This is a genomic window from Desulfitobacterium sp. (assembly GCF_035539115.1).
GTDB lineage: Bacteria > Bacillota > Desulfitobacteriia > Desulfitobacteriales > Desulfitobacteriaceae > Desulfitobacterium_A.
Genome location: NZ_DATLJA010000069.1, coordinates 14,150 through 40,154 on the forward strand (window position 1 = coordinate 14,150; position 26,005 = coordinate 40,154).

A 26,005-nucleotide genomic window follows, 5' to 3' on the forward strand; every position below is an offset into this window, starting at 1 on the left:
TTATTGCCCCTCCGCCTTCTTCACAATATACACCTCTTCAAGTGATTCAAGATCCTCCAAGGGCTTGATATAGGCCGTCTTCAGAAGTCCGGAAGGTTCAAGTTGAATTTGTTCGACTTTACCGATTGGGACATCTTTCGGATAGACTCCACCGAATCCAGAAGTAAGCACGAGATCGCCGATATTAACATTATCCTCACGGCGAAAGAGCATCTGTAAATTACCGTCTGCATCGAGCCGAGAGGTTCTTTTAAAGGTTCCACGAACAATACCAAACGTAGCTGTACCTGTGCTCCCACGGATCAGCGCACTCACTTGCCCCTCTCCGTCCGTAAGCAGAAGCACCTCACTAGTACTGGGGGTAACTGCTACTACCTTACCGACTAATCCATACTGAGCAATTATAGGATTATTAACAGCAACCCCGTCCTGACTCCCTCGGTTTAAGGTAATCGTCTGATACCAGGCTGTTGGGTTGCGATTGATGATACTCGCGCCTGCCTTCGTATATTTACTCAAAGTAGGGCTGTTAAAAAAGCCCTGATCGAGCGCGTTGAACCTCATTCCAGCCAATACCTGTTCTTTTAATTCTATATTATCACCTGTGAGTTGTTCCACTTTTTGCTTAAGTGCCTGGTTTTCCGCTTCTACAGTTCGGAAATTCCAGATCGCACGCGTATTATTCCGAATCCCATTTCCCACTTGTAACACTACACCTTCAACAGGACTTAACACACGCTGCAAAGCTCCGCCCACTGGGTTGGGAAAATGATTTCCAACCCCAGTCAAACGAATACTAACCAGTACGCCTAAAATTAGAAAGAAAACGAGAACCGTAATTCCCGTAGCCGAAACTCTTCTTTTCCCCACCGAGGTTTCCTCCCCGCTATGCCTTTTGCAAAGCAGCTATTCTGCGGAGAATTTCAGCATTTTCTAAAACCTTTCCTGTGCCGAGAGCAACACAAGAGAGCGGATCCTCGGCCAGATGGACCGGCATCCCTGTCTCATCAGCGATCAGCATATCCAGATTTCGGAGAAGTGAACCTCCACCTGCCATCATAATTCCACGATCCATAATATCAGACGCCAATTCAGGAGGCGTTTTTTCCAAGCAAGACTTGATCGCCTCGACAATCGCCATAACCGTCTCTTGTAACGCATCTTGTATTTCTAGTGCAGTCACTTCAATTGTCTTCGGTAAACCTGTCAGAAGATCCCGACCCCGAACGGTATAGGTCATTCCTTCTTCTGCCTTATAGGCCGACCCAATCTCCGTCTTAATATCCTCGGCAGTCCGATACCCGATCATCAAATTGTACCGGCGCTTGATGTGCGCGACAATGGCATCGTCCATTTCGTCCCCCGCAACTCGGATGGAACGGCTGGTAACAATCCCTCCGAGGGAAATTACAGCCACTTCCGTTGTTCCTCCACCGATGTCGACAATCATATTTCCGGTAGGCTCACCCACCGGAAGCCCTGCCCCAATCGCAGCAGCCATGGGTTCTTCCATGATGATAGGTTCCTTTGCGCCCGCTACCAGCGCGGCCTCTTTGACAGCCCGTTCTTCGACGGGAGTAACCCCTGAAGGAACACAGATTACGACCCGCGGTCGGCCAAAAGGAGATTCTGTACCCAAAGCTCGAGAAATGAAATATTTCAACATTTTTTGGGTAACGTTAAAATCGGATATAACCCCATCTTTTAAGGGGCGAATTGCGACGATATTACTTGGAGTTCGGCCAATCATCTCTTTCGCTTTATCCCCAACAGCCAGCGGAGTTTTCTTTTCGATATCCATCGCGACAACGGAGGGTTCGCGAACCACAACTCCCTTTCCGCGCATATAAACCAGCGTATTTGCCGTTCCCAGATCAATTCCTAGGTCTTTACCAAACATCATCATCTAAGAAGCTCCTTCCGTTTCTTCAAATCTAAAAACAATATGGGGACAATATTTCTTACGTGACAAGTTTATTAATTCAGTAGGTTGGATATCGTCCAATTAATGGATTTCCTTTTTCTGTCCCTTATAATATACCTCTTTCTTTAAGGCTTATGTACCGGTTATCTCCAATAATCACGTGATCGAGAACTTCAATTCCCAAGATCTGACCGCCATCCGCTAACCGACGCGTAACATCGAGATCTTCACGGCTAGGTGTGGGATCTCCACTCGGATGGTTATGCAAGAGAATGATGGCATTGGAATTCCGGCGAATCGCTTCTTTGAAACATTCTCTTGGATGCACCAGAGAGGAATTAAGCGACCCAATAGAAATCGGGCTGATAGCCAACACATGATTTTTCGTTGATAAACTCACAATCCGAAAATGTTCTCGATCCAGATAACGCATCTCTTCCATGACCAGATGAGCGATATCCTGTGGAGAATTTATAACTGGACGAGTCATCGGATCCGCGGAAACAGAACGCCGTCCGAGCTCCAAAGCCGCTTTCAATTCTGAAGCTTTGGCACTTCCCAGTCCGTGAAGGCGAGTTAAATCATGAACACTCATCCGGGCTAGGCCAGCCATGCCTCCAGTCTCCATAAGCACTCTTTCGGCGAAATCGAGAACATTTTCCCCTTTTGAGCCTGTGCGCAGAAGAATAGCCAAGATTTCTTTATTCGTGAGCATTTCTGGGCCAAACTGGAACAAGCGCTCACGGGGTAATAGGTCCTCGGGTAGATCCTTCAAGCGGCGATAATCCATCATCCACCTCGCGTAAGGTGATATTTACCTGCTCAATCCCCCACGCTCTCAGTCTCTCGCTTACATATTCCATGGGCAGTCCAATGACGTTACTCAAAGATCCTTCAAACTGATTCACGAATTTTTTCGCTCCCCCTTGGATGGCATAGGCTCCAGCCTTATCCATGGGTTCCCCAGTTGCAATATATGTTTGAATTTCTTCCAAAGTTAGTGGACGAAAGTGAACTCGTGTTCGAATAGCCGCATTTTCCTGATGGCCTGTTCCATTCATTATCGCCACTCCGGTATAAACGTCGTGTTGTCGTCCACTCAGTTGCAGCAACATAGCTTGAGCTTCCTCTGGGTCAGCCGGTTTTCCCAAAATCTGAGAATCTAAGGCCACGATTGTATCTGCTCCTAGAATAATATCTTCTGCAGAACCTCCTGACTCTATCCACGCCTTCTGACCAGCAAGGGCCTTACCTACAGCAAGCGCTTTGACTCCCTCCTCAGGTTTAATCTCCAATGGAAGTTCTTCAGTAACATCTACTTTCAGGGTGACGAAGGAAAAACCCTCTTCTGCTAAAAGCATAGCGCGTCGGGGTGAAGTCGAGGCCAGGACCAACAATTTACCACTTCCTTGAGAGATAATACCCAACCAGTGCCCCCAAGATGGTGGCAAAGTTAATATTTAAGCGAAATCCAAATGAAAGGGAGAGGAAGAAAAAATCTAAATAGGTGTGTGGCGGAAAGTCAATAACAGCTGGACGGAGAAACGGGGTAAAAATCCCATATTTTTCGAGTCCAAAACCGATCAAGGTTCCAAGAGCTGCTCCGCTTAAGATAAGGATAACGGTTCGGCCCGCTCCGGAGTTAGTGCGACTTGCCGGCATATTTCACCCCCCTTTCAAATAGAAATGCAGCCAGGATACTAAGCTCCTGGCTGATTGTCAAATCTCTATAAAGTTTAGCACCTTATGGGGCGAAGTGCAAGAATGCTGATGGGAAAAGTCGACGCTTTTATAGACGCTTCTATGGCACCCCTTCTTAGGTCGTCGGCGAGTCGCTCCTTGGACGTTCTGTCCACCGCGACACTTGAGCCTCCATGCTCATCGTCGTCAGAGCAAACTTAGGCACTGGCTCCTTATTTGGGGTCACGGGTTCCCGCCAAAATCGTCTTGCAGAACTGCTATGCCCGATTGACCTTGACCGGTCAATCGCACTTGTTTCCTTGGCGCACTCTGCACTTGGCACGTCCTGTGCCATCGCTACTCTGTTGGCGGTTGCGCACGTCCTATGCGCAACCCTTCTCTTTCAAGAGTCGCCACTGCCTAAGTTTGGTGAACTGCTCGCTTTAAGTCTTTCACCGGGGTGACGAACGAAACGAGGGGACATGCCCCCTGGTTCAAAAACGTAAGATTATCAGAGGCCTTGGAGAATTGCCATCTCTAAGGCCTCTTATCATGAACTCCGTTTTTTAATTATCTCAGCTTTTCTACCCAACGAATAACATTCTCCGCTGCATACTCGGCATCGCTTGATGAAAGGATGGAGTAGAGCGGTAAGGTAATTTCGTTTGCGTACTGGGCAAAGGTATTCGGATAATCCTTAATTGAATACCCAATTTGTTTATAATAGGTAAACATCGGAATAGGGGTATAATGAACGTTCGTGGCAATTCCCATCTCCGCTAAATTTTCAATCAGTTTGTCCCGTTTTTCTTCTGTAAAACCCTTTATTCGTAGAGGATAAAGATGGTAAGAACTTTCCGTGTCTCCATCCTTTAAAAACGGTAAAAGAGCCCACTCTTTATCAGCAAACATCTGCTGGTAAAGATTCGATATTTTCTTCCGCTGCAGAAGCATTTCTTCATAGCGTTCGAGCTGAACTAAACCAATTGCAGCCGCGATATCGGTCATGTTGCATTTTAGCCCATCCGTTAAAACATCGTATTTCCAGGCTCCGGCTTTCATCTTGGATAAAGCATCTTTTGATTGACCATTGAGTGAGGTATATTTAAGGATCTTTTTCAGATCTTCGCGTCCATGATCGCCATCAAACGTTATTGCGCCACCTTCAGCAGTGGTTAAGTTCTTCACAGCATGGAAGGAGAAAATGTGAAAATCAAACTGATTTCCGACTTGTTTCCCTTTATATGTTGCTCCAAAGGAATGCGCAGAATCGGATACGAGTAAAATATCCTCACGGTTTTTCGCTTTAAGAATAGCTTTTATGGCGTCATAGTCAACGGGCACCCCCCCGACGTCGACAGTAATAATCGCTTTAGTTTTAGGGTTAATCGCCTCAAATAACTTTTCTTCGTCCATAAAGAAACTATCTTTCTTCAGATCGACGAAAGTGGGCTTAATCCCTCGATGGAGCGTTGTATTCGAGGTGGCTACATACGTATAAGGTGTTGTTATGATCTCGCTATCAGGCGAGACCTCCAAAACCTTAAAAATCAAATCCATGCCTTGAGAATTACTCGCCACTGCCATCGCATTCTTAACGGAGCAATACTCTTTTATTTTTTCCTCAAATAATGCAGCCTTAGGGCCACTTGTGATCCAACCTGATTTTAATACTTCAACAACGGCGTTAATCTCTTGTTCTGTAATATCTGGTGGTGAAAAAGGGATCACACGATTTTCCATTTACTATCAACCTCCCAGCATAATATACCACATCTTAGCTCCAGTGCCCAACAAGCCTTGCTCATTTCTCAATTATTTGTTTAAAAAATACAGGCCACCTCAGGCCTTCTCGATAACGTTGAGCCCTCCTATCCTATCGAAGTTTTCGATACTGTCGACAAAAACGGTGAAGCACGGGTTACTTGGCAACCCCGCTCCGGATTACGCTTTGCTACGGTCGCAATCAAAACGAACAGCGGATATATCATCGCCGCTCGTTCCCTTAGCGAGCCAGAAAAGTTAATCGACACGATTGGCAGGTTTATTTTATTGGCATGGCTTGCCTGCGTTTTATTCTCAACCCTTGCACTTGCAGCCCTTTATTCTGTAATGAAACGTGTCAAGATTAGTTAGCCAAAGGGCGATTGATAATAAAGTTATTATAGTTATCCGTACTTTGTGGAAAAAGCCTTAAGCAGTTAAAACTAGTGTAATGTAATCCTGTTGAATTTATGAGGTAACGGAGGGATCATCGCCGTTACCTTTTATATTTCTCTTGGCTTACTATCTTATTTACACAGACGAATACACAGACAACGCTAGAAGCAGGAAATATTCTTCATTAAGTCGAATACTTATCCATGTCCAGAATTGGAATAATTTTGGAATGCAAAAGGAAGGCTGAGAATAATTGAATTTACCCGTTAAGTTTCCGGCAAACAACCTGGACACCTCATCCCTCCAGAAGAATCGTCCGAAGGCTCTCATAGAACTGATTAGACCCAAACAATGGGTCAAAAACGTCTTTGTTTTTATCGGTATCCTTTTTTCTAAAGGTTGGCTTGAACCGGGCCTTCTTTTACGGAGTGTGCTTGCAGCGCTTGCATTTTCTTTCATTTCGAGCTCAGTTTATATATTTAATGACCTTATCGATCGTGATAGGGATCGCCTCCACCCCGTCAAATGCAAGCGTCCTCTCGCTTCAGGCGCTGTCACCCTTGGTCCGGCTGTCAGCATCCTCCTCGTTCTCATTTCATCAGGCTTTGCCATTGGATTTAGTACTTCTTCGGTTCTTGGCGGAATACTCCTCGTCTATGTCCTCCAAAATATTGCTTACTCCAAGCTTTTAAAGCAAATCGTGATTCTAGACGTATTCTCGATTGCCTTTGGTTTTATTCTCCGCATTTTAGCCGGAACTTGGGGGATTGGGATTGGACCCTCGCGCTGGCTGTTATTAAGTGGCCTTATGATTTCTCTTTTTCTAGGCTTCGGTAAAAGGCTGGCAGAGCTTAAACTCAATGATTCCGCCTCTTTCCGTCCCGTTTTAGAAAACTATACTTTAGATTTACTTAATCATTTACTTGGGATAACGGCTGGAGGAGTAATTATGGCTTACAGCCTCTATACCGTAGATCCAGGTACGATTGCACTTCATCATACCTCTAACCTGATTTACACTGTTCCACTAGTGATCTACGGCATTTTCCGCTATTTATATCTGATCCATACTGGAAAAGGCGGAGATCCCACAAAACTTGTCCTCGAAGATCGTCATATCATCTTCTCGGTTATCCTTTGGTTAGCGAGTGTTTTTTGGCTCTTAACGTGAAGAGGATAGAATCAAACGGAAGGAATAAATAGAGCATGAGTGAGATGGCTACTCGGCCGCGGACTCCTTATTATGCCTGGGTTCTCGGTTTGGGGTTTCTAACAGGCTTGATCTGGATTTTTCTCGTAAGAACTGAACCTGTTTCTGATTTTCAATATTATCATGAAATTGCAGCGCAAATCGCCCGGGGCGGACAGTGGGGAGATACCTATACCACAGTCGGATATCCCATCTTCCTTGCGCTTTTTTATCACATCTTTGGCCCCTTCGTGATCGTTGCGAAACTTGTGAACCTTGCCCTCAGTACGCTAAGCAACCTCATCTTATTAAAAATTTTGAGAAAACTCACCCTATCCGAATCAGCACGGAAACTGATCTTCCTCCTCTTTGTTTTCTTTCCGATGAATATTTATTATAACAGCATCCTGGGAAGCGAAATTCTTTTTGCCACAGTATTATTGGGCATTATCTATCTTTACTTAAGTGAGATCCGTCATAAGTATCTGATTATTGGCTTTTTAACCGGATTGAATACCATGATTAAGCCTTTCTTCCCCGCTTTCTTTCTGGTCATTCTCTTAACTGAGCTTTATCGTAGTCGAAGTCTAGGGCAGAGTATTAAAAAAAGTGCGATTGTCCTTTTGATGACTGTTTTCGTCCTTACACCCTGGCTTTACCGAAATTACCAGATGTTTGGGGAGTTTAGTTATGTCTCCAATAATGGAGGGATTGTTCTCTATATCAACAATAATTCGCAGAATCATTATGGACGCTGGATGCCCGCTGAGAACGTCGAAAATTCCATCGTCACGCATCCGGACTATCTCCAAGCCAATCCTGTAGAAAGAAACAAAATGCTTACCCAATCGGCAAAGCAGTGGATTAGCGAGCATCCCCTAACCTTCATCCACTTAGGATTTCAGCGCCTCACGAATACCTATATCATTATCGATGACTTCGACTCCCGTTTTGCCGGAGCCGCCCTCCCAAAACTGACAACTCTATTTTTGGTCATCCTCTCAGAACTTATCCGAGCCCCAATTTTCGTACTCGGATTATTGGGTATTCTCATCTCTAGTTTTCAATATGCCCGTCAAATTCTCAAAGCGCTTATCAGAATGAATAACAAATCACTCCAAAAGCCCCTCCCCCCAAAAGCAGTAAACGCTGCCAACCTCTTTCTTCTATTGATATTCTGGATGTTTACGGGGATCTACTTTATCACCGAAGGACAAAGCCGCTACGCCTTTCCAGTGATCTTCATCCTGATCTACTTCTGTAATCTTGGGTTGGCTCGAAAATCAAGAACAGAGAGGAATTAAGCACATGTTAGGATTGGCACTCGTATCCGTACTTCTAGGGGCAATCGGACAAATCCTGGTGAAGCTGGGAGCCATACATTTAGAGCTGGATTTTTCGAGCACTCATTTATTCGGCAGCCTTTTCTCCATTCTCAAGAATTTGCCCGTCATGTCCGGGCTCTTTTTCTATGGAATTAGCTTTCTTCTCTGGGTTAAAGTTCTGACAAAACTAGAATTAAGCTACGCCTATCCCCTCGTGAGTATCGGTTATGTATTGATCATGCTTGTATCCTGGCTTGTTTTCAAAGAAAGCATTTCTATTTATCGTATACTTGGCACACTCTTTATTATTTTCGGAGTCATTTTGGTTGCTCGAAGCTGACCACTTCAAATGTTAATTTTAGCTAAAAATAAGAAAAAAGTAAGGCACTTGCCTTACTTTTTTATCTTACTAGCCTATTTTTTAATTCGCTTTCCAACCCAGTTTAACTTATGACCTAACCCAAGTCTAGAATCTTTGTGCTCCTACGTTAAAGGTAAGCACTTCGAGATTAACAGCTAAATCTACATTTCTGAGTTCGACTTCAGGTGGAACATTCAGAACGCCTGGCGCAAAATTAAGAATAGCCTTCACCCCCGAAACGACAAGCTTATCGGCAATATCCTGGGCCACTGCTGAAGGTACAGCAATAATTCCGATTTGCGTCTTATTGGCAGCGACAATTTCTTCGAGCTGTTCAATCGGCATGACTTCGACACCATTGACAATTGTCCCAACCTTTTGGGGATCATTATCAAAAACACTCGTAATAATAAATCCACGTTCTCTAAAGCCCTTATAGGAGTTTAACGCCAAACCTAAGTTTCCTAAGCCGATGAGCGTTACACTCCAATCTTGAGCAAGCCCTAAGATCTTCAAAATGTGACGATGTAGGTCTTTGACATTGTAACCCACACCCCGTGTTCCAAATTCTCCGAAATACGCCAAGTCTTTCCGGACCTGAGCTGGGCTTACACCGACACCCTCAGCTACCTCACCAGAAGAAATTGTAATAATTCCTTTCCGGTCAACTTCCGTCAAGTATCTTGAATATACCGAGAGGCGAATAATTGTTGCTTCAGGTATTTTTAATGTCTTCAACTAGCTCCCTCGTTTCTAACCAATTTGAAAATAGAGTAAGTTAATTATATCACTAAGCAATAAAAAGGCAAATTACTTATGTACTAATTTTCCGATTATCGTACATTTCTTTCTACTCCTGAATTGTTTTTAATGTATTCTGATATTCTGCGAGAAGTTTTAAAGCCGCTAAACGCTGGGAATCAGAGTCTAAGGTTCTTTCGGCCTTTAAGACATAGTCTATTGCTTGGTGTAATTGATCCAACTTTTGCGGCCAAGAAGTTGAGATTTCTTTCTCTAATACGGACAAAGTATCCCCTCGTCGACCCGGTGTCGTCTTGAGGAAATTTTGTACGGCGACAAGAATCTGAGCGGTTTGCTCAGTACCAGTTCCGGTTATCCGGTAAGCCTGTCCCGGTACGACAAAATGTTTAACTACATTTTCTATGCCTCCTTCCTTGAGCAAGTCCCGAAGTGTAGCCAATTCTTCTTGTCCATGCGCAAAGCCAATCGTTACCGACCAAGGTCTTGGCTTCACAATTTGCGTCTCCCAACCCAGTTTTTCTAAACGGCTTTTACTTAATCTCGCGTTTTCTTCTGTTTCATAAACACCCACTTGGCACGTCCAATAATCAATTTCAGTGAGTGTAACGAGTATCTCCGTTGCCGAAGCGGAGCCGGTAGCAGATTGCGAAAGGCTCGTTTTTGGTTGAGTCAGCATTTTAATATAAGTATTGCCAAGATACACCGTCATCCATACCAAAAAAAACGATCCAATCAAAACTAGCCCCCAAACTCTCCAATGAACTCTGGATCTCATAACCCATCCTCCCTTATAAGCCTTGCGCTAATAGAAAACCCAACTCAACACTATGGCTTTCGTTGGACAACTTCCTTTTAAATCAATCTATGCTTGGGAAAAAAGGATCAGACCAGAATCATTTCTTGCCATTTACAGAAGTAAGTTGAGTAGATTAATCTTGATGATTAACTTACTCAACTTACTCTAAAATTGGGGGAGAATTCGTATAACATCGTTTCCTAGATTGATGGATTCTTGCCAGTAATACCGATCAAAGCTTCTCTAGCCTCTGAAATCATATAAAGAGAACCAGTCACACAAAGCATATCTTCCGGGTGTAATCGTTGATACCCTTCCCTAACTGCAGCACTTGGGGACTCAATCGTCGTAACTGGCAGACCCTTTTTCGTCACTAATTCAGCCAAATATCGCCAATTTCCAGCTCGTGGAGAGTTCGGTTTCGTAATAATAACCTCATCAGCTAGAGGAAGCAAAATCTCAGCCACCTTTTCCCGCTCTTTATCCCCCAGCATCCCCAAACAAAGAATCAGGCGTTGGCGGGTAAAGAGTTGCAGTGCCTCGGCTAAGGAATTTGCTCCATCTACGTTATGCGCACCGTCGATTAAGACCTTTGGCTTCAAGGACAAAACTTCAAGTCGCCCCGGCCAAAGGGTTTCCTTCAGCCCATGATAGATTGCTTCCCTAGTAATTTCGGCGCCATACTCTGACTGCAAAACTTCACAAACCGTGATGGCTGTAGCTGCATTTTTAATCTGGTGCGCTCCGATTAAACGGAGACGTATTTTGGGATAAGTGCCGTGTAAGCCAATAAGATCAAACTCCTGTTCCAGTTCGCCACTCCAGCGGCTTTCCCAACGGACGTCTTCGCCGACAACCCAAAGTGGTATATTCAGAGCTTTCGCCCGTTCCCGGATCACCTGTAGTACCTCAGGCCGCTCGGCAGCCGTAACTACCACCGAGTTAGGTTTGAGGATCCCTGCTTTAACCGTGGCAATCTCTCCGAGCGTTTCTCCCAAGTAATCCATATGATCCATTCCTACATTTGTGATCACAGAAATGAGGGGTTGAACGACATTCGTGGAGTCAATCGCTCCTCCTAGGCCGACTTCAATCACTGCATAAGCGACTTTTTGTTGTGCGAAGTACATGAAGGCTAGGGCTGTACTTACTTCAAATTCAGTCGGATGCTCAACTCCGTTTTGGACTATTTCCTCAAGATGAGGACGCAAAGTATCGACTAAGTGAGTAAGCTCCTTCTTGGAAATCATTTCTCCATTGATCATCATCCGCTCTCGGTAATCGTTGAGGTGAGGAGAAGTGAACATGCCAACACAGAAACCCGCTTCTTCTAGAATCTTGGCAACCATCTTACTGGTTGAACCTTTGCCATTCGTCCCTCCAATATGGATCACGCGCAATTCTTTTTCTGGATTTCCTACGCTTTGGAGGAGAGCTTGGATACGGCCAAGGCCTAAATTTATCCCAAACTTCGTCAGATGAACCACGTACTCCAAGGCAGCCTGATAAGCTTGCTCCTCTTGGGTTTTTTTCCCCTTCTCATCTTTTTTTTCCAAAACTTTTACCCTCTTTCCACGCCATCTGACTTCAATCGAGTTTTTCTTCCATGTTCTTTCAAGCTATAGCGTAACTTATCCTGCACATTTTTTAAGCTTCAAGAAGTTCCTGCAAACGGATTTGCAAGGCACTGATCCGAGCCTTTGTTCCCTCGAGTTTTTCCCGTTCTTTGGCGACAACATTTTCTGGAGCCTTAGCAAGAAAACCTGAATTACCCAACTTTCCTTCCAAGCGTGTCAATTCCTGCTGAGCTTGAGCAATCTCTTTTTCCACCCGAGCAATTTCTTTATCCAGATCGAGAAGTCCACGAAGTGGCAGATAAACTTCCACCCCATCAAGCACTGCACTTGCCGCCTGAGCTGGCTTTTCCTCTAATTCTGGAACAATATCCACGTGCGATCCGCCTGCCAAATGGAGGATGTCTTCTTGTCCAAGTTCCAAGACCTTCCGATTTTCAAACTCCGAAGCGACAAGAATAATTTCCGCTTTTTTACCGGGTTGGACATTCATTTCTGCTCGGATGTTCCGTATCGCTTTAATCACATCCATGATCAACGTCATTCGTTGCTCCACTCTTTCCTCACGATAAGCGCTGACTTTTGGCCAAGATTGAATCATGATGCTATCACCTGATACCGAAAGGTTATGCCAGATTTCCTCGGTAAGGAAGGGCATGAACGGATGCAAAAGGCGTATCGTTCCTCCAAGCACTTCTAAGAGAATTGACTGAACCGTATGGCGAACTTCCTGATGTTCCTTGTCATAGAGCCGCGCTTTAGCCAGCTCAATATACCAGTCACAGAATTCACTCCAGATAAATTCATAAAGGAGCCGTCCGGCATCTCCAAGGTCAAAGCGTTCCAGTGCTTCAGTCACAGCAGTCACTGTGGCTTCATAGCGAGAAAGAATCCAGCGATCAGAAAGCTGCAGTTCCCCGCGTGGCCCTTCCTGATAATCCGTCAAGTTTAGCAAGGCAAAGCGGGAAGCATTCCAAATTTTATTGGTAAAGTTCCGAGTCGCATCAAGGCGTTCCGGATGGAAACGCAGGTCATTACCTGGAGTATTCCCGGTAATCAACATGAACCGTAGCGTATCTGCGCCATATTGTTCAATGACTTCGATCGGGTCAACCCCATTGCCTAAGGATTTACTCATTTTCCGTCCTTGAGCATCGAGGACTAAACCATGAATCATCACTTTGGAAAATGGAACTTCTTTCATAAATTCCAGCCCTGTGAAGATCATCCGAGCAACCCAGAAGAAAATGATATCCCTTCCCGTGACGAGAACCGAGGTTGGATAGAATTGTTTGAGCTCAGGGGTCTGATCTGGCCAACCCATTGTGGAAAAGGGCCATAGCGCAGAAGAGAACCAAGTGTCAAGAACATCAGGATCCTGATGGAGGTGGGTCGAACCGCACTTTGGACAGATGGTTGGGTCTTCTTTGACACAAATTTCGGTTCCGCAATCCTCACAATACCAAACTGGAATCCGATGTCCCCACCAGAGCTGACGAGAAATACACCAGTCCCGAATGTTTTCCAGCCATCCAAGATAGATTTTGGCAAAACGTTCGGGTACAAATTCGAGACGACCATCTTGTACTACTTCCATTGCTGGCTTAGCCAACGGCTCCATTTTGACAAACCATTGTTGACTGACCATGGGCTCAATCACTGTTGAACAGCGATAACACTCCCCAACAGCATGCTGAAGTGTCTCAACTTTGACAAGAACCCCTAATTCATCCAATTCCTTGACGATCGCTTGGCGGGCCTCATCTCGATCCATACCCTGATATTTTCCGGCATTTTCATTCATCCGGGCCTCTTTGTCCAGGACGCGTATTTCCTCAAGATTATGGCGATGCCCCATTTCGAAGTCATTCGGATCATGAGCCGGAGTCACTTTCACAGCACCCGTTCCGAATTTCCGATCGACATAAGCATCAGCAAATATCGGAATTTCTCGGTTGACGAGCGGCAAAATCACAGTTTTCCCAACTAAGTGGGCATAACGTTCATCCTCTGGATGGACAGCTACGCCTGTATCTCCAAGCATGGTCTCAGGACGAGTCGTGGCAACCACGAGGAATTCATCACTATCTTTAACCGGATACTTGAGGTACCAGAGATGCCCCTCACGCTCTACATGCTCGACTTCAATGTCGGAGATTGTGGTGTGACAATGCGGGCACCAGTTAATAATATAATTTCCCCGGTAAATGAGTCCTTTGTTATAAAGATCCACAAACACTTCTCGAACCGCCTCAGAGCAGCCCTCATCCATCGTAAAGCGTTCCCGGGACCAATCACACGATGCGCCAAGGTGACGAAGTTGCTGGGTAATCCGCCCGCCATACTGTTCCTTCCAAGCCCAAACGCGCTCTAAAAATTTCTCCCGTCCGAGTTCCTGCCGATTCGTTCCTTCTTTGGCCAGTTGTTCTTCCACTTTGGCCTGAGTCGCAATCCCTGCATGGTCCGTCCCAGGAAGCCATAAGGTATTGAAACCTTGCATTCGCTTATACCGCGTCAAGATATCCTGAATCGCGGCATCAATGGCATGGCCCAGATGCAACGCCCCAGTCACATTCGGTGGTGGCATGACAATACTAAACGCAGGTTTCGCTTCATCCACCTCGGCATGGAAAAAACCGTTCTTTTCCCAATAGGAATACCATTTCCCTTCAACATCTTTAGGATCATAAACTTTGGCCATTTCAAACTCTTCGCTCATAAATCCACCTTCCTATCTCCAAAACAAACTCTACAAATAAAGCTCCCCATCCTCCAAGGACGAAGAGCTCGCGGTACCACCTTTTTTTCCAAGACTTACATAATCTTTTAAGTCTTGGCTCTTATCGCGTTAACGGGCTAACCCGTCAAGGAGTACACCAGTGGTTCCCCCTTGCCCCTCTTGTGCGACCCAAGCGTCAACCGAAGAAGCCTTTCAGCGTAGCAGCTTCTCTCTCTTCACAGTCGTTATCCGCTATTCCTCACATTCATCGAGTTTAATTTATCGTAAGATAAATGAGATGATATATTATATTATATCTATTACCCTTGATTGTGTAAAGAAAACCTGAGAAGCGGAGGTTTTCTAATAATTTCTAATAATTTCTCGTAAATTTCTTCAAAAACGAAAGCAAATCTATTTCTCTGAGCTTATCTATATGTTAAAATAATAAATAATGTGAATTTTTTCATATCCTTTCAATTCAAGGAAATCACGGGGAGGCTTCGCGACATTATGGAAATTTTTTTCGATCGCATGAGTCATTTTTTCTTTAAGCATTCACGTATTGTCCATTGGTGGTTTAATCTTGGCGTCTCTACTAAACTCATATTAGCCTTCGGAATCAACGCCTTGATTACCTTAGCGTCTGGAGGTACAGTCTACATTATGGCACAGCGTGGCGACCTTGTCAGCCACATCGGATTAATTCTCATACTAACCATTATTTGTAGTCTATTTATCTTCCTTTATGGCTGTTACATCGCTTTTCTTATTGTTTCTCCCCTACGCCGCACTGTTTCTTTTTCCGAACAAGTTGCCCAAGGGGATTTAACCGCGAGTTTGTCCACGATGGATAATAACGATGAAATCGGGAAACTCTGCAAAGCTTTAAATTTAATGTCAAATAACTTCCGCACTTTGGTTGGCGAAATCTCTCACGGATCGGATATCTTTGCCGACTCTTCGCGGGTGCTTGCGGAGCGGGCAGAAGTTACCGCTTTATCCGCAAAGCAGGTTGCCAGTGCTATCACCCAAGTAGCGAATGGGTCTCAATCGCAAGCAAACAGCGTACAAACAATTATGCTGGCGATTCAGGACATGGCTCGAGGTATTTCCAAGATCGAAGAGAATGTCAAACTCGCCGATCGTGCTTCCAGTCAAGCTTTACAAGTAGCTACAGATGGGGACTTGGCTATGGCTAAAGCGAATACCCAAATGGATCACATCCATCAAACGGTAGATGAAACCGGAAAAATCATCTCAACTTTAGGTGAAAAATCAGCAGTGATCGGCACGATTGTGGAAACAATCAAAGCTATCTCTGATCAGACTAATCTCCTGGCTCTCAATGCAGCGATTGAAGCGGCTCGCGCTGGTGAACATGGCCGTGGCTTTAGTGTCGTAGCGGAGGAAGTCCGGAAGCTAGCTGAACAATCGACCGTCTCGAGCGCTCAGATTGAACAAATTATCGTTGATATCAAGACGAACCTCGAAAAGGCCATTACGAGTATGGATGCGGAAAAAGAAGTCGTTCAGAGTGGTACCCTCGCTATCGGCGAGGCCCAACAGGCCTTTAATCGGGTTATGGAGGGGACTCAAACGGTAAATGAACAGATCCAGGAAGTTGCTAGCCTCTCCACCGAAATCGCCCAGGGCTCTCAAAAAATCTCGGTAGAAATTTCTCAGGTCGCCTCGATCACCCAAGAAACGACCGCTCAAACCGAAGAAGTAGCCAGCAGCAGTTCCGAACAAATGCATTCCATGGAAGATATCAATCAATCTAGTGTAGAACTCTCTGGTACGGCTCTCGAACTTCAAACCGCGGCCCGGAGATTCAAACTGGCCTAAATTTTTGGTTGCCTTATCCTCCCAAACTACCAACATAAAGTATTCATCGCAATAAAAGTAGAAGCGACTTTAATAATCGCTTCTACTTTTTTATATCTTCTTGACACCAGTTAGTTCAGCCGTCCAATCATCTAAGGCGACTAAATCGTTGGGGCCTAATTCCGCCAGAGATTTTTTGCCTAAGGCACGTATCCCCTCCTGCATTTCCAGGATAAAAGAATTAAGCAAATTCGTCACACTTTGAGCCGCTTGATCAATATCTAAACGGTCTTTATATTTTGAATCATACCAAACAAGTTGCGTCAGGGGCTCCCAAGGCATAACCTGCCCTATTTGTCCATGAACTAAGGCAAAAAGAGGAGCTGTCCCTAGGTAAATCGCATCTGCTCCTAAAGCTAAAGCCTTCAAACATTCACCTGGCGTAACATACCCTCCAGCCGCAATCAGACTAATATCTTTGCGTATCCCTTGTTCCACTAAATAACGATGAGCGCGGATTAAGGCAACGATACTGGGAATTCCAAAGTCGTCAGATAAAGTAGGAGAGGATCCAGCGCTAGCGCCCTGCGCTCCACCGATTGTGATAATATCGAATCCTGCTTCTATAGCCACCGCCAAATCAACCTCTAACCTCCCCCCCGCCATTATTTTTAACCCGATCGGTTTTCCCCCTGCTTGTTTACGCAAATCCGCAACATAGCCTGGCCAATCCCAAGGATTTGTAATACCAGGGGTAACCGCTCCCAAGACTATCGGCTCGTCTGGAGAAACTCCCATAAGCTTCTGAGCTTTTCCTTGCACCGCCTTCGGCTCAATAACATTTCCACCCACCCGGGATCCCTGGCCCATCTGAACTTCAACCATGTCTGCCTGAGCAATCGCCTGCGCGTTCCTTCCGAAAGAGCTCCTGCCCACTTGCCAAATATACTTTCCTGCCTCCTGTCTCTCTTCCGCTAAAAACGGCCCCTCTCCAGAATTAATCGCCGTTCCAACCTGTTTTGCCGCACGGGCTAAAGCTATTTTCGCTTCTTCACTGAGTGCTTCTCCATAGGCCATCCCAGTAATAATCAAGGGAATCTCCAACGTTAAAGGCTCCTTAGCCTTAGGACCAAGCGTAACCTTTATCTCGATATTCTCTGAAGGCTCGATCGGTAGTCGGGCCATTTGCGCCGGAACAAACAACAAATTGTCATAATGCGGAAATTTCCTGGGCGAACCCAACGGACGTTTAATGATTTTGCCAAACTGGGCCCGCTGACTGATTTCCAAAATATTTGTAACTGAAGTTCGCTGGGTTGCACTCCAAAGTTCCATTAGATTTTCGGAATATTCATCTTTGAGAAGCCGCCCCAGGACTAAGCTAAACAACCGTTGGACAATCTTACGAAAATAGTGTTTCCCAAGCCAAAAAAACACCAGACCTAGGAGAGCGAATCCGACGATACTTGCTAAGACACTAAATAAAACAAGAACAAGGGCGTTTTCCACAGGGCTTTCCCTCTTTTCACCCAAAGTTGCTATCTTTCTTAGTCTGCAACCCTTTCTCAATAATATTCAGAATACGTCCTCTTCCCACCACGCATTTTTTTCGGCTCTAATCCTATAATCCTCCTGCCTTCCGCACTCTTTATTGCGTTTTTCGACACTATTTCCCATCCATTCCTCCCATTCGCCTTCTTTATTTGGGCCGAATTCATCGACTTCCTTACTCTTCCTTGCATCTACACTCCAGTCTTTTTCTGGTGGATCCGATGGGGTATCCCACTTATCCCATTCGCGCTCTTCCCCCCAGTGGGTTGCACGAGAAGTAAACGGTCGGTTCAAGCCCGTTCTCTGAGAACCCGTCCCCCAAGTTTTCCCTGCTCCGAAGGCCCCCGTAAGGATGCCGATAAGCCCACCTTCGACCAAGATTTGAACCGCTCCCCACCTGCTAACCGGTAGGAAAAGAGCGGCCAACATAATACTTAAGCTTACATAGCCCAGTGCAGCTACCCCTCCCCAAAACCATACTCCACTCTGCTTACCAGTCCGATAACCCGCTGTGGCACAACTCACAACAAGGCCAATGTCCACTAAACTTGAGACACTGAGTCCGCCGTACCCCATTGCACTCCAAAACATTCCGGCGAGTAAGGTTATTACAGTCACCACCAGGGCTGAGCTAATCCCCCGCAAAATTATATTTCCCATATAACGCACTCCTTTCCAACTTCACATGCATTCTCCATAAGATTATTTCTAAGTTTCTACCTCATTTTTACGTACAACCTGTCCCTTTCATGCCAAACGCTTAACATTTCTTGTAAATAACTCAAGACTCACCTTTACGATCTTGAGGAATATAGTAAAGTAAAGCCGAGATTGGAGGTTAACCCTATGGATTATGCGCGTTACGTTGTCCAGCCGGAAGATACGATTTATAAAATTGCGAAAGCCTATAATGTTGAGATGTCCGACATCATCCATCTGAATCATCTCAAACATCCCGATCGCATCTATCCCGGGCAGGTTCTTTTGCTACCCACCTTAGAGACAACCGGACCGGTACCCGGAGAAATCCCTGAACCGAATTTTACTTATGCCATGTGGCTCTACGAAGTTTATGCTGGGAAAGACTCTGAACTTTCTGCCGTAACCACCTACTTATACCAAGCTGTCGTACTGGATCGTCCAGAATTTGATGAACTGCTTCGTCCGATTGCTTATGATGAATTACATCATCTTGAACAGTTCGGCTGGGCGTTACGTTATCTCGGAGTTGATCCCCGGTATGGCTCTTTCAGCAAAGGCCACTGGGTCGATTGGCGTGCACGGTTTTTAAACTATACGACAGAGCTTTGTGCAATCCTTGACTATAACATGGAAGATGAAGCCAAGTCCGTCCAGCACTATTGCGAACTCGCCCAAAAGATCCCGATTCCGGAAATACAAGCTATTCTCACCCAGATCGCTGCTGACGAGGAACGTCATTATCATTGCTTCGCGCAAGCTAAACACCAGTTCTGTGGAGGCGAAATTGCTCCTTTACCTACTCCGATGATGCCTGAGATGCCCGTTCCTTCAGAGACAGGACCTGAAGGAGGAAAAGGATAAATCGAGAGTCGAAATTGGGATACGAGGTTCGAGGTTGGTACCACGAGCCTCGTATTTTTTCTGGTCTTCAATCCCCCTGTCCCCAGGACGCTGTGTGAATATCAAATTTTTCTTTCCCTCGCAGCTCAGTTCAGGTATACTAAAAGCTGCGGCTGTTAAAGTACAGTATCTTTAGACGAGTCTTAGAACTCACCGGAATCTTTCGGTTTCTTGTACATAAGAATAATGAAGTAATGAAGCCGTTACGCAATAACGTAACGGCCTTTCTTCGTTCTTTTTCAGTACCTGCGAGCTATGATTTACGGATCTCAAACCATGACATTGATTATAGGAGTGAATTCGTTTGATTCAACGTCGTTGGGCTAATTTATCCCTGCTTGCGGTTACTGCCGTCTGGGGGGCTACCTTTATTGTCGTCAAACGCGCAACTGAGGATCTACCGCCTTTTCCCTTTCTGTCCATTCGCTTTGCTATCGCCTTCTTAACTTTACTTCCTTTTGTCTGGATCCAACGTAATTATTTAACCCGAACGGGAATTTGGAAAGGGCTCGGTTTAGGCTGCATTCTTTTTGGCGGCTACGCAACCCAAACTATTGGAATGCAGTACACCACTGCCTCCAACGCTGGGTTCATCACCGGCTTAAGCGTCGTCCTCGTTCCAGCTCTCGTTGTCCTTACCACCCAAAGGCTTCCCCGTCCAACCCTTATCCTCGGGATCATCAGCGCGACCCTCGGTTTAGCTTTACTCTCCTTGGGCGATGATTTGCGCTTCAACCAAGGAGATCTGATCGTTTTATTCTGTGCTTTCTTTTTCGCGCTCCATATTTTCTTTGTCGGCCATTATGCACCCACCGAGAATGCAACCGTGCTTGCTGCTGGACAGATTCTGGCCGTAAGCATTCTCAGTGGCATCTCTTCGTTTATCTTTCCCCAAGCTTCAATTCACTTTTCGTCGTATGCCTGGTTTGGCATCCTCTTAACGGCCATACCTGCAACTTCGTTGGCCTTTTTTATCCAGACCAAGATGCAACAATTCACAACACCTACGCAAACCGCGCTCATCTGCTCAGCCGAACCGGTTTTTTCCGCCCTCTTTGCCTTCCTCCTTGCAGGGGAAATTTTACCTCTCCGGGGGTTAGCCGGCGCTACTCTAGTCCTAATCGGGATGCTTATTGCCGAATTTAGTGGACCTAGAGAAACTTCAGAACCGTCAGAATAAACAAGAGATAAAAACCCCCACCTGCTAAAAGCGTCACTGGATAGATCTCTCCTCGACGTCTGAGCATCATGAAAGGAATCAATGCGGACGCAAGGGCCAAGAGCCCGCTCAACAACGCGAGGGGCTCCAGGTTCCAAGGGGTTAACGCAATCCCTATTGCTGGAATCATCGAACTTTGGAAAACCATGGCTCCCGTAATATTCCCCAAAGCTAAGGTATCCTTTCCTCGGCTCAACCAAATCACACTATTGAACTTTTCAGGGAGTTCCGTAGCGATCGGGGTAATAATCAGAGATAAAACGAGCGCTGGAATTCCTGTCGTTAAGGCAACGGATTGAACCGCATCGACAAAGCCATGGGCCCCAACAACAATTCCTAAAAGAGCAAGGGTTATTTGCCCCATGATTGAGATTAATTCTGGCTGTTGGGCTTGTCGCGCAAGATAGAGCGGAGACAGCTGTCCCTGCTCTTCACCTCCCCTGCTCTGTCTCACCGTAATAATCACATAGAGAATATAGATCAAGGGGAGAATCCCTGCTATTCCTAATTTCAGTGAAGGGGAAGGCAAAAATGAAGAGATGATAGCTAGGGTATACGTGACAAGAAAGAAAGAAATATCCCGCCTAATGACTTCACCTTGAATTTTCAAGGGGCGATTGCTCCTTCGAAAAAACAAGGCAGCCAATCCGGAGATAAAAAAGGCCAAAGTCGTTAACATAAACGGAGCACCGAGAATAGCACCAATCCCCACCTCGGTAATTTCTCCCTCTCCTTGAGTCCCGAGAAAGGCGATCAGAGGAACCATCGTTTCTGGTAAGGCAGTTCCCACAGCAGCCAGAACACTTCCGACTGCTCCCGCGCCCAAATGTAAGCGGTTACCTAACCATTCCACGCCATTCGTGAAGGCTTCAGCCGAGGCTAAGATTAACCCTAAACTCGAGAGCATAATCACTGCATCTTTCAAAGCTCCTGCTCCTCCATTCTATAACTGAGCCTAACCAAAATTAGAACTAGCTATCATTTTCGAATCGAGAACAAGCACCATACAGTTTATGTATATTCCGTAATCGGATTAACAGAATAATAAAAGCGTGCCCTACTTGTATAACAGGTTCAGTAACCCATTTAATATCAAAAAAAAGCTGCCTCAAAACCAGTTTTTTAAACTGGATAGAGGCAGCCTTTTTTCCTATTTCCGTAATTCCTTTCGCAGCTACATTGTTTCGTTATTACTGATAACTAAATTGATCTGTTGCATCATACTGATAGTTTATAGTCGCACTGACATTCGACATAGTAGATTTCGCTGTTGCCATTGCATTGTATTTGAAATCCCATTTTTTAGCCACATTTAATTGGTTCGGCAAAGAAATAGTGTAAGCACCACTGGTCGCACTGGAAACAGTAGCTGTATACCAGACTCCTGTTTGCTCACACATTATCATATGGTGTACATTTCCCTGGCTTGGTGATTGAGTCCCGGATGTAGTTACAGACTTGACAATCGCATATTTGGGGATAGTCGTATTGTTTGTTAAATCCATCGTAATGACAGAGGAATCCACACCTGCCAGGTTTAAATTAACGTTTCCAGGATTAACAGCCGATCCTGAAAAATTAAACTTTCCGGAACCCGATTTTATTCGGTCCAGAATAGATACTGTAAAATACATATCTCCTGTATAGCTCCCCCTACTAACTCTGACATAAAAAGTTTGAGAGCTTGAAGATGCATCGGCTTTTACAAAAATAAATGGGATAAGCGAATTAGGGTCAACAACTGCTGTTCCCTGAGAAATCTGCAGCCCGTTACTATCAACTATTTCTATTTTCATGCCTGTATATTCATTCTGATATGAACTCCTAACATAAACTTTATCACCGGCATTCGCAGTGAACGTATAATAGGCTTCGGTTTGGTTTGCAGGCAAGATTGTAGTACTCATATTACTGTATTTCCAATATCCAGCCGCATATGCTGTTCCCAAGCTGTTATTCCCAGTAATCGTGCCGACTGCATATGCCGGTATACCTTGTGAAAACACCAACAGGATCAATAAGGTTAATCCTAGTAGTTTTTTAAAAGCACCTCTTCCCAATTATAACATAAAAATATATAAATAGAATGTTATTCTTATTATATCTTATATTATCATAATTGGGATAAAATATCTCTAAGCTTATTTCCATTTATTGCCGATATATAATTATCAAATAAATTATTTGACTTGAAAATATATGGAGGAATTTGCATAAGTATAAATTCTATTAGTACTTTAACCATTACAACAAATTCCATAAATCGAAAAACACAAAATAATACCCTCATTAATAACAATAACGGTTGGGTAAGTGACGCAGATAAACTAGCACAAGCATTAGACGATAAGTACAGAAAAATCAACGAACAAAATAAGCAGTTTAGTAATCCAGATCAGCACATCTGGGATAAATACGTAAACCAAAATTCCCCTTATTTCAGGAGCGACTTGACCGAGACAGAGAGAAATATATCCCTTCGTGCAGAGGGATGCTGGTTACAAAATGGCTTGATAGGCTATTATGACTTTCGGGATTCGCTCTTTCGTAATATCTCCCCTTCCTCTCTTAATATTAATGTAGAAGTCGCAGAACGGAAAGAATTTAACCGCCAAAAAGTGAACGACCAGTTAAAACAGCTGCTTGATGAATATCAAATCAACATTCCGAAGGATACTAAATTGACATTTACGATTGATCCTAACAATTACAAGCTAACTGTAAGCGGGACCGATGATATCGTGCTTAGCGGACAGTTAGAAGAGGCACTGAATACAGCTAATAATGCCAAGGAGCTGTTTGTACATATTATGGACTATTATGGATCTCAGCTGAGTGACCTTGCTAAAAACGGCTTTGATTCGATTCCTGATTTATTTTTATCCATTGGGTACGAAAACGGTTCCTTACAAGACATTGGGCAAAAAGAAAGCTATGGAACTGGGAAAACAGATTGGATTGAAGAATTGAAAGCAAGGGTTGATTCTCTGAAATAAATGAACTTTTTGTTTTTTATCAATTCGGTCTTTACTTTTTTTCAATATCAAAACAACTTTAACAAAAGTTTACTCATCTTCCGATTCTTCTTCGTTCAAAATTTCCTCAATGGCTTGATGGAGTTCTTCCACTCCTATTCCAGTTTCCGCCGAGTAAGGTAGGATAAATTGACAATCCGGAAGTTCGAGGGTTTCAGCAATGACTTTCAAATATTTGGACCATTGCCCCCGGGCGATTTTATCCGACTTCTTCGCCACAACGAGAACCGGAATCCCCCGATTCCATAAAAAGGCACTCATTTCCTGATCTTCCAGACTCGGTTTATGACGAAAATCAACCACTTGGATAACCGCCCGTAAATTTTCACGTGTGGAAAAGTAATCTTCCATCATCTTTCCCCATTGGGAATGGACTTCTTTCGAAACTTTAGCATAGCCATACCCGAATTCTTAAGGAGGCGAGGCATGCGCACCTCAAGTGCGACTGGCCAATGCCTGACCCAAGCAGTGACCAAAAACACCGCTGTCTAAATACTTATTAGTACTACTCTTAGTGCTCCTTGGCGTTCTCCAGCAACTTGACCCCAGGCGCCGCTTTGGCCTAAGGGAGCTTAAATTGTATGAAATGCGAATTTTGATTTTTATCGCCTATAACAGGTAGTGGCCGTTTTACCCGAGGGCGGCTCCGCCGTATTTGCACAAGTCCCTTAAACCACAGTTTTCGCATTCGGGGCGGTGCGCCTTGTGACACTGGCATGTTTTATGCATATACTCTTCAAAATTCTTTAGATAACCAAGTTTCTATAGTGTTGTTTTCCAGGTTATAATGAAATATTATATGAATCATCTGCCATTGCTTTTTCCGTTATATCACAAAGTAAAGGCTACCGCATCATATTGAATACAACAGCTTTCGACAATATATTTGTCTCACTAGGATGATATAGATGCAGGTTTAGCAACAGAGATTATGCTCATTATCTTTAACCTTTTACAGGATGACGCAGAACGGTTTTCATTTTTGACGATTCAATTTTACGTGGATCCCCAAGATAGATTTCATGGTGTCTTTTAATCGTTCCGTCAGGCTGCACCTCAGAAATTGCATCTTGATAGTTTTTCTCTTTTATAAACGCATCAATTTGCGCAATCGTTTTAGGCTCATCATCAAAAGATCCAATATGCATCATCTGCACACATAAACCCTCATCAAATGTCTGCAGCCTTGCCTTTGATGTGTCCAACTGCGGTTTTTTCTTTGCAAGCTCTTTGCATGCCCAATCAAACACCTCTTGTGTAACAAATTCGGGCTGACGAATCATAGATGTCCAGCAGAACTTTTCCTTCGTTGAGAAATCGAAATGCGAATTATCATTCAACCACCATAGCCCCTCAAGAGGCGGAACAACATATTCAAAGTAACCCGCTGGTAGGTTGCCTCCCATTTTACTCATTTTGATCGTGTAGGATAAGGCGTATAATAACTCTACCGCCTGTTGATACTCTCCCTCCTCAACGTTTGGGTTGCCTTTACCGTCCACCATGATGAAACACATAGCTGGAACATCAATGATGCAAGGCTTTGCCTTGGGCATATATAAGTCTTTATACTCTTTTTTATAATCCAGCTTTCCATTTGCCATACTTACACCCCCTCAAAGGGTATCATAATTTCCGTTACGTAATTGTTTTCGTTACCTTTGAAAATCATTCCGGGACCTTTAATATAAACTTCTCTTGATGGCGTTATACAGTTCATATTATGTTCATTTGCATAATCAAATAGCGCTTTGTAAGCTGAATTCAACTTATCATAACTCCCTGTATGAGTGGTGCAAATTGCTTTTATTGCAGGTAACTTTTTAGCAGAAATACGACTATCATTGATTAATTGAGTTGTAGGTACACAAAGTTCAATATCTGCATCTTCTTTAAATCCAGCATCGTAGTAGCAATTAAAGGGGGCTCCTGCTCCATTGTTTTTAACCGCCTTATAAATTTCTCCAATATACATTCCTACATCACTGTACTTTCCCTTGTAGCGAATTGAAGCTACTGTAACAGACGCAATTTCCTTGACTTCAATTTTGTAGCTCATACTCGTATCCTCCCTATTCTTCGATTTGATATAGAGGGTGATTTTTCTTATAAGCTCTTTTTCCTTAGAAATTTGACTTTCATGTTCACTGACAAAAAAGTTTGTCACAAAAACAGCCCCTTTTAGATCAAAAATTACAATATAGTTTGTCACTTTTTGCACATTCGTTTTATTCACGTCCTTTTTATTGATTGTTTTGTTAATGCTCAAAGTTATGACGTG

24 protein-coding genes, 1 pseudogene and 1 other annotated feature are annotated in these 26,005 nt (G+C 44.3%); of the genes and pseudogenes, 7 read left to right on the forward strand and 18 right to left on the reverse strand.

All coding sequences use genetic code 11. The features are described from left to right. From mreC to VM640_RS11825, 7 genes are all read right to left on the reverse strand, one after another. Entirely contained in the window at positions 1-870 is an 870-nt protein-coding gene (gene mreC / locus VM640_RS11795) for a rod shape-determining protein MreC (RefSeq protein WP_325392435.1), read from the reverse strand. Between the two features lie 16 nt (positions 871-886). Then, on the reverse strand, positions 887-1,903 hold the full coding sequence (locus VM640_RS11800) for a rod shape-determining protein (protein WP_325392475.1): 1,017 nt from the start codon (positions 1,901-1,903) through the stop codon (positions 887-889). A 127-nt stretch (positions 1,904-2,030) separates the two neighbouring features. Continuing rightward, positions 2,031-2,714, reverse strand: coding sequence for a RadC family protein (gene radC / locus VM640_RS11805; protein ID WP_325392477.1), 684 nt, complete (start codon positions 2,712-2,714; stop codon positions 2,031-2,033). After that, positions 2,665-3,321 (reverse strand): Maf family protein, encoded by a 657-nt coding sequence (locus tag VM640_RS11810; protein WP_325392479.1) that lies wholly within the window; start codon positions 3,319-3,321, stop codon positions 2,665-2,667. The genes radC and VM640_RS11810 overlap by 50 nt, the downstream gene beginning before the upstream one ends. A gap of 1 nt (position 3,322) precedes the next feature. Further along, positions 3,323-3,586: a DUF4321 domain-containing protein gene (locus VM640_RS11815; RefSeq protein ID WP_325392437.1), complete on the reverse strand. Its 264-nt coding sequence runs from the start codon at positions 3,584-3,586 to the stop codon at positions 3,323-3,325. Between the two features lie 154 nt (positions 3,587-3,740). Further along, a complete protein-coding gene (locus VM640_RS11820) occupies positions 3,741-3,959 on the reverse strand; it encodes a hypothetical protein (RefSeq protein ID WP_325392439.1) in 219 nt (72 codons plus the stop codon). Between the two features lie 215 nt (positions 3,960-4,174). Further along, positions 4,175-5,347 (reverse strand): DegT/DnrJ/EryC1/StrS family aminotransferase, encoded by a 1,173-nt coding sequence (locus tag VM640_RS11825; protein WP_325392441.1) that lies wholly within the window; start codon positions 5,345-5,347, stop codon positions 4,175-4,177. Positions 5,348-6,017: 670 nt separating this feature from the next. Here VM640_RS11825 and VM640_RS11830 point away from each other — a divergent pair. The 3 genes from VM640_RS11830 to VM640_RS11840 are packed head-to-tail and all read left to right on the forward strand — an operon-like array spanning position 6,018 to position 8,618. Then, entirely contained in the window at positions 6,018-6,935 is a 918-nt protein-coding gene (locus tag VM640_RS11830; RefSeq protein ID WP_325392443.1) for a decaprenyl-phosphate phosphoribosyltransferase, read from the forward strand. Between the two features lie 35 nt (positions 6,936-6,970). Then, positions 6,971-8,257, forward strand: coding sequence for a hypothetical protein (locus VM640_RS11835; RefSeq protein ID WP_325392445.1), 1,287 nt, complete (start codon positions 6,971-6,973; stop codon positions 8,255-8,257). Between the two features lie 4 nt (positions 8,258-8,261). Beyond that, complete coding sequence (locus tag VM640_RS11840; protein WP_325392447.1) at positions 8,262-8,618, forward strand: SMR family transporter; 357 nt, start codon at positions 8,262-8,264, stop codon at positions 8,616-8,618. Between the two features lie 126 nt (positions 8,619-8,744). On the opposite strand, the gene VM640_RS11845 is transcribed toward VM640_RS11840, so the two are convergent. The 4 genes from VM640_RS11845 to VM640_RS11860 all read right to left on the reverse strand — a co-directional run bounded on the left by VM640_RS11845 (position 8,745) and on the right by VM640_RS11860 (position 14,490). After that, complete coding sequence (locus tag VM640_RS11845) at positions 8,745-9,377, reverse strand: redox-sensing transcriptional repressor Rex (RefSeq protein WP_325392449.1); 633 nt, start codon at positions 9,375-9,377, stop codon at positions 8,745-8,747. A 112-nt stretch (positions 9,378-9,489) separates the two neighbouring features. Next, positions 9,490-10,176 carry an SPOR domain-containing protein gene (locus tag VM640_RS11850; RefSeq protein WP_325392451.1) on the reverse strand — a complete coding sequence of 229 codons (687 nt, stop codon included), beginning with the start codon at positions 10,174-10,176 and terminating at the stop codon, positions 9,490-9,492. 221 nt (positions 10,177-10,397) lie between these two features. After that, positions 10,398-11,753 (reverse strand): bifunctional folylpolyglutamate synthase/dihydrofolate synthase, encoded by a 1,356-nt coding sequence (locus tag VM640_RS11855; protein WP_325392453.1) that lies wholly within the window; start codon positions 11,751-11,753, stop codon positions 10,398-10,400. Positions 11,754-11,844: 91 nt separating this feature from the next. Then, positions 11,845-14,490: a valine--tRNA ligase gene (locus VM640_RS11860; RefSeq protein WP_325392455.1), complete on the reverse strand. Its 2,646-nt coding sequence runs from the start codon at positions 14,488-14,490 to the stop codon at positions 11,845-11,847. 52 nt (positions 14,491-14,542) lie between these two features. Then, positions 14,543-14,768: a binding site (T-box leader), on the reverse strand. A gap of 235 nt (positions 14,769-15,003) precedes the next feature. Between VM640_RS11860 and VM640_RS11865 the strand changes: the two genes are divergently transcribed. Then, positions 15,004-16,338, forward strand: coding sequence for a methyl-accepting chemotaxis protein (locus VM640_RS11865; protein ID WP_325392457.1), 1,335 nt, complete (start codon positions 15,004-15,006; stop codon positions 16,336-16,338). A 90-nt stretch (positions 16,339-16,428) separates the two neighbouring features. Here the strand turns inward: VM640_RS11865 and VM640_RS11870 are convergent, their stop codons facing one another. Both VM640_RS11870 and VM640_RS11875 read right to left on the reverse strand, forming a co-directional pair. Continuing rightward, on the reverse strand, positions 16,429-17,826 hold the full coding sequence (locus VM640_RS11870; protein ID WP_325392459.1) for an FMN-binding glutamate synthase family protein: 1,398 nt from the start codon (positions 17,824-17,826) through the stop codon (positions 16,429-16,431). A 66-nt stretch (positions 17,827-17,892) separates the two neighbouring features. Further along, the gene (locus VM640_RS11875) at positions 17,893-18,528 is read right to left on the reverse strand and encodes a TIGR04086 family membrane protein (protein ID WP_325392461.1); all 636 of its coding nucleotides are present in this window, start codon (positions 18,526-18,528) and stop codon (positions 17,893-17,895) included. Positions 18,529-18,714: 186 nt separating this feature from the next. Between VM640_RS11875 and VM640_RS11880 the strand changes: the two genes are divergently transcribed. Continuing rightward, on the forward strand, positions 18,715-19,431 hold the full coding sequence (locus tag VM640_RS11880; RefSeq protein ID WP_325392463.1) for a LysM peptidoglycan-binding domain-containing protein: 717 nt from the start codon (positions 18,715-18,717) through the stop codon (positions 19,429-19,431). A gap of 343 nt (positions 19,432-19,774) precedes the next feature. Beyond that, the gene (locus tag VM640_RS11885) at positions 19,775-20,650 is read left to right on the forward strand and encodes a DMT family transporter (protein ID WP_414647975.1); all 876 of its coding nucleotides are present in this window, start codon (positions 19,775-19,777) and stop codon (positions 20,648-20,650) included. Here the strand turns inward: VM640_RS11885 and VM640_RS11890 are convergent. After that, positions 20,622-21,614, reverse strand: coding sequence for a sodium:calcium antiporter (locus VM640_RS11890; protein ID WP_325392465.1), 993 nt, complete (start codon positions 21,612-21,614; stop codon positions 20,622-20,624). The two genes, VM640_RS11885 and VM640_RS11890, sit on opposite strands and share 29 nt — an antisense overlap. A gap of 265 nt (positions 21,615-21,879) precedes the next feature. Further along, positions 21,880-22,749, reverse strand: coding sequence for a hypothetical protein (locus VM640_RS11895; RefSeq protein ID WP_325392467.1), 870 nt, complete (start codon positions 22,747-22,749; stop codon positions 21,880-21,882). 129 nt (positions 22,750-22,878) lie between these two features. Between VM640_RS11895 and VM640_RS11900 the strand changes: the two genes are divergently transcribed. Continuing rightward, positions 22,879-23,685: a DUF4885 family protein gene (locus VM640_RS11900; protein ID WP_325392469.1), complete on the forward strand. Its 807-nt coding sequence runs from the start codon at positions 22,879-22,881 to the stop codon at positions 23,683-23,685. 69 nt (positions 23,686-23,754) lie between these two features. Here VM640_RS11900 and VM640_RS11905 read toward each other — a convergent pair. The 3 genes and pseudogenes from VM640_RS11905 to VM640_RS11915 all read right to left on the reverse strand — a co-directional run. After that, positions 23,755-24,129: pseudogene (locus tag VM640_RS11905) on the reverse strand (GTP-binding protein); the annotation flags it as partial. Positions 24,130-24,668: 539 nt separating this feature from the next. Beyond that, positions 24,669-25,328, reverse strand: coding sequence for a GyrI-like domain-containing protein (locus VM640_RS11910; protein ID WP_325392471.1), 660 nt, complete (start codon positions 25,326-25,328; stop codon positions 24,669-24,671). A 2-nt stretch (positions 25,329-25,330) separates the two neighbouring features. Further along, the coding region (locus tag VM640_RS11915) for a GyrI-like domain-containing protein (protein WP_325392473.1) at positions 25,331-26,005 on the reverse strand (675 nt) is incomplete at its 5' end.

Coding starts and splice junctions, on each gene's coding strand:
- VM640_RS11850 (WP_325392451.1), bottom strand. CDS start 10,176: ATGAGATCCAGAGTTCATTGGAGAGTTTGGGGGCTAGTTTTGATTGGA.
- VM640_RS11825 (WP_325392441.1), bottom strand. CDS start 5,347: ATGGAAAATCGTGTGATCCCTTTTTCACCACCAGATATTACAGAACAA.
- VM640_RS11865 (WP_325392457.1), top strand. CDS start 15,004: ATGGAAATTTTTTTCGATCGCATGAGTCATTTTTTCTTTAAGCATTCA.
- VM640_RS11820 (WP_325392439.1), bottom strand. CDS start 3,959: ATGGCACAGGACGTGCCAAGTGCAGAGTGCGCCAAGGAAACAAGTGCG.
- VM640_RS11910 (WP_325392471.1), bottom strand. CDS start 25,328: ATGGCAAATGGAAAGCTGGATTATAAAAAAGAGTATAAAGACTTATAT.
- radC (WP_325392477.1), bottom strand. CDS start 2,714: ATGGATTATCGCCGCTTGAAGGATCTACCCGAGGACCTATTACCCCGT.
- VM640_RS11875 (WP_325392461.1), bottom strand. CDS start 18,528: ATGGGAAATATAATTTTGCGGGGGATTAGCTCAGCCCTGGTGGTGACT.
- VM640_RS11840 (WP_325392447.1), top strand. CDS start 8,262: ATGTTAGGATTGGCACTCGTATCCGTACTTCTAGGGGCAATCGGACAA.
- VM640_RS11815 (WP_325392437.1), bottom strand. CDS start 3,586: ATGCCGGCAAGTCGCACTAACTCCGGAGCGGGCCGAACCGTTATCCTT.
- VM640_RS11880 (WP_325392463.1), top strand. CDS start 18,715: ATGGATTATGCGCGTTACGTTGTCCAGCCGGAAGATACGATTTATAAA.
- VM640_RS11835 (WP_325392445.1), top strand. CDS start 6,971: ATGAGTGAGATGGCTACTCGGCCGCGGACTCCTTATTATGCCTGGGTT.
- VM640_RS11800 (WP_325392475.1), bottom strand. CDS start 1,903: ATGATGTTTGGTAAAGACCTAGGAATTGATCTGGGAACGGCAAATACG.
- VM640_RS11860 (WP_325392455.1), bottom strand. CDS start 14,490: ATGAGCGAAGAGTTTGAAATGGCCAAAGTTTATGATCCTAAAGATGTT.